A 3104-nucleotide genomic window follows, 5' to 3' on the forward strand; every position below is an offset into this window, starting at 1 on the left:
AGATCAACGAGGCGTTCGCGGCGCAGGCGCTGGCGGTGCACAAGCAGATGGGCTGGGACACGTCGAAGGTGAACGTGAACGGCGGGGCGATCGCGATCGGCCACCCGATCGGCGCGTCGGGCTGCCGGATCCTGGTGACGCTGCTGCACGAGATGGCCAAGCGCGATGCGAAGCGCGGGCTGGCGTCGCTGTGCATCGGCGGCGGGATGGGCGTCGCACTCGCGGTCGAGCGCGCCTGAGTAGAGCCTGACATACGTCCCGCGTACGGCGCCGGCCAGCGCCGCACGCGGGCGAAGCGGATTTCGCGCACGACAAGCAGTCAATAACAAGCGCGAGGTGCCGGTGCGTGCCGCGCCCGCGACGCGGGCGGCTGCGCATCGAAGCGGTGGGGCGGCAGCCTGAGCGATGCCGTCGCCCCGCCTTCATCGATTACTTTCTTGTCGGTAATTTATAGGATGACTAAGCGAATTGCAGTTGTGACTGGTGGAATGGGCGGCCTCGGCGAAGCGGTCAGCATCAGGTTGAACGACGCGGGCCACCGGGTAGTCGTCACGTATTCGCCGAACAACACCGGCGCGGACCGCTGGCTGACCGAGATGCACGCGGCCGGTCGCGAGTTCCACGCGTACCCGGTGGACGTGGCCGATCACGATTCGTGCCAGCAATGCATCGAGAAGATCGCGCGGGACGTCGGCCCGGTCGACATTCTCGTGAACAACGCGGGCATCACGCGCGACATGACGCTGCGCAAGCTCGACAAGGTCAACTGGGACGCGGTGATCCGCACCAACCTCGATTCCGTGTTCAACATGACGAAGCCGGTCTGCGAAAGCATGGTCGAGCGCGGCTGGGGCCGCATCGTCAACATCTCGTCGGTGAACGGCTCGAAGGGTTCGGTCGGCCAGACCAACTACGCGGCCGCGAAGGCCGGCATGCACGGTTTCACGAAATCGCTCGCGCTCGAGATCGCGCGCAAGGGCGTGACGGTGAACACGGTGTCGCCGGGCTACCTCGCGACGAAGATGGTCACGGCGATCCCGCAGGACATCCTCGACTCGAAGATCCTCCCGCAGATTCCGGCGGGCCGGCTCGGCAAGCCCGAGGAAGTCGCGGCGCTGGTGGCCTACCTGTGCTCGGAGGAGGCCGGCTTCGTGACGGGCTCCAACATCGCGATCAACGGCGGGCAGCACATGCACTGACCCGCAGCGGCCCGGCGCTCCGGCAGCGTGCGCGCACGTGCCGGAGCGTCGGGCCGCGTTCCGCAATATCCAGTGCCAGGGCGGCGGCAGACGCGCCGCTTCGGCTTCGCAATCCGGAGAAGGCATGGGCGACACCTGGATGGGACTGGCGATCGGCGGCACGGCACTGGCCGTCGCGCTGACGATGGCGGTCTCGCTCTACTGGCTCGAGCGGCGCCGTGCGCGTCTGCTGCGGAACTTCGATCATCGCGATTGCTGGCTCGTCGCGTACGGCAAGTGCTTCGCGCGCGTGCGGGCCAGGCCGGCACGCCGCATGCGCGGCGCGCGTTGACGGCGGCATTGCCGCAGTGACGCGTCGCGATCGACGAGCGGTCATGCATCGCGCGCAGGCCTCTGGCGATGCGCGCGATGCCCGTGGTCAATCGCTCTTTTCGCTCTTTCCACCCGACTCGCCCGAGTCGTTCTTGTGGAAGATCCGCTTCGTCGTGCGCTTGGTGGCATCCCAGCCTTCGCGCGACGCGTGTGCGACCCCGTGCCCGACCGCCTTCGCGGCGCTTGCGGTTGCGTGGCCGAAGCTGCGGGCCGCCTCGCCGGTCTTGTGCGCGGCTTCCTTCGAATCGCGCTTGATGTCCTGCTTTACTTCCGACATGTCCGCGTGCGCGATCGGGCTGATCAGCGCCAGAACGAGCGCGGTGCCAATGAACTGACGAACTTTCACGACCTGGTTTCCTTCTCTTGAGTAAGCGGCTTCATCGAGGATTCGCATCGCCGGCTGGCGCCGGGCGAAACGCGCCGGACGTCGATACATCCAGCATCACCGCCGCGCGGCCGGACAGCAGCACGCGATCGCCGCAGCGCAGCGCGAAGCCGTACAGTACCGAGCGGGCGTCGCCGCTCACGCGTTCCGCTTCGACGACGAGCGGCTGCGCGAACGTGTCGAGCCGGTCGACGAACGCGTCGACGTTGCGCACGCTCGCGAGGTAGCCGACGCGCGGGTGCGCTTCGTGCGCACCGAGCAGCGCGCCGTGCACGGCCATCGCCTGCGCCGCGTATTCGATGCCGCAGACGGAGGCGAGCCGGCCGTGCGCGCGCAGCGGGTTGTGCGGATCGCGGTGGCTCGTCGCGGTGCAGCGGATGCGGTCCGCATCCCATGCGTCGACCGTATCGAGCACGCACATCGCGCCGTCGTGCGGAATGTGCGCGGCGATCCACGCGTGGTCGAGCGGCGGCGCGAGCGGGATCGTCGCGGTCATCACGCGCGCTCCGTGAACGTATCCGGCATCGCGACGTCGACCTGCACGCGTGTGTCGGCCAGGTAATCGAGCACGACGCGCGTCGAACGCCGCGCGGCGAGCGCGTCGAGCAGCGGCAGCACGCGCGCGGCCGGATTGCCGGCGCGCAGCGTGTCGAGCTCGGCATGCGCGAGCGTCGTGGCGGGCGCGTCGGTGAGCTGCACGTCGATACGGGCGAGCGTGCGTTCGCCCGGTTCGGGCGCGAGCACGAGGGCCACGCCGAATGCGTCGCCGATCGGGCGCACCGCGCGCAGCGGTTCCGGATAGTCGGTGTCGTACGCGATCAGCAGGCTCGGCACGCGATCGACCACGACCTGGCACAGGCTTTCGAGCAGGCCCGCGGCAAAGCTGCCGTCGTGCGCGCACAGCACGTTCGACGTCGCCATCGCGCGGGTCGCGATGCTCCAGTAGCCGGCCGGTGCGTTGTGCACGGAGTTGTGGAAGCGCGTCGGCGACAGCTGGCGATCGTCGCCAGCGAGCGTCTCGCAGATCGCGTGGCAATTCTGGCCGTCGCCGCCCGATGCGCTGAACACGGTCGCGAGCGTCGCGGCGTCGCGTCCGCTCGCGGCCACCGCTTCGTGGCCGGCCGCGAGCGCCACGCGCACGACCGGGC

At 69.1% G+C, this 3104-nt stretch carries 5 protein-coding genes and 1 pseudogene; 3 read left to right on the forward strand and 3 right to left on the reverse strand.

Annotation, left to right across the window (positions count from 1 at the left end):
* The 3 genes and pseudogenes from G3O00_RS41585 to G3O00_RS41595 all read left to right on the forward strand — a co-directional run.
* Positions 1–239 (forward strand): annotated as a pseudogene (locus tag G3O00_RS41585) (acetyl-CoA C-acetyltransferase); the annotation flags it as partial.
* Positions 240–455: 216 nt separating this feature from the next.
* Positions 456–1199, forward strand: coding sequence for an acetoacetyl-CoA reductase (gene phbB, locus G3O00_RS41590; RefSeq protein ID WP_041492959.1), 744 nt, complete (start codon positions 456–458; stop codon positions 1197–1199).
* Positions 1200–1323: 124 nt separating this feature from the next.
* Positions 1324–1530: a hypothetical protein gene (locus G3O00_RS41595; protein WP_011353204.1), complete on the forward strand. Its 207-nt coding sequence runs from the start codon at positions 1324–1326 to the stop codon at positions 1528–1530.
* A gap of 87 nt (positions 1531–1617) precedes the next feature.
* Here the strand turns inward: G3O00_RS41595 and G3O00_RS41600 are convergent, their stop codons facing one another.
* From G3O00_RS41600 to G3O00_RS41610, 3 genes are all read right to left on the reverse strand, one after another.
* On the reverse strand, positions 1618–1965 hold the full coding sequence (locus tag G3O00_RS41600) for a hypothetical protein (protein ID WP_011353203.1): 348 nt from the start codon (positions 1963–1965) through the stop codon (positions 1618–1620).
* Positions 1949–2452 carry a hotdog family protein gene (locus G3O00_RS41605; RefSeq protein ID WP_206146481.1) on the reverse strand — a complete coding sequence of 168 codons (504 nt, stop codon included), beginning with the start codon at positions 2450–2452 and terminating at the stop codon, positions 1949–1951. Before G3O00_RS41605 ends, G3O00_RS41600 begins: the two co-directional genes overlap by 17 nt.
* Positions 2452–3104 (reverse strand): beta-ketoacyl synthase chain length factor (locus G3O00_RS41610; protein WP_241025587.1); only part of this gene is annotated, 653 nt, incomplete at its 5' end. The genes G3O00_RS41610 and G3O00_RS41605, both read right to left, overlap by 1 nt.

This window comes from Burkholderia sp. Ac-20384, assembly GCF_017104605.1.
GTDB lineage: Bacteria > Pseudomonadota > Gammaproteobacteria > Burkholderiales > Burkholderiaceae > Burkholderia > Burkholderia lata.

Excerpts from the sequence above, each read along its gene's own strand:
- G3O00_RS41605 (WP_206146481.1), bottom strand. The coding sequence starts at position 2,452 with ATGACCGCGACGATCCCGCTCGCGCCGCCGCTCGACCACGCGTGGATC.
- G3O00_RS41600 (WP_011353203.1), bottom strand. The coding sequence starts at position 1,965 with ATGCGAATCCTCGATGAAGCCGCTTACTCAAGAGAAGGAAACCAGGTC.
- phbB (WP_041492959.1), top strand. The coding sequence starts at position 456 with ATGACTAAGCGAATTGCAGTTGTGACTGGTGGAATGGGCGGCCTCGGC.
- G3O00_RS41595 (WP_011353204.1), top strand. The coding sequence starts at position 1,324 with ATGGGCGACACCTGGATGGGACTGGCGATCGGCGGCACGGCACTGGCC.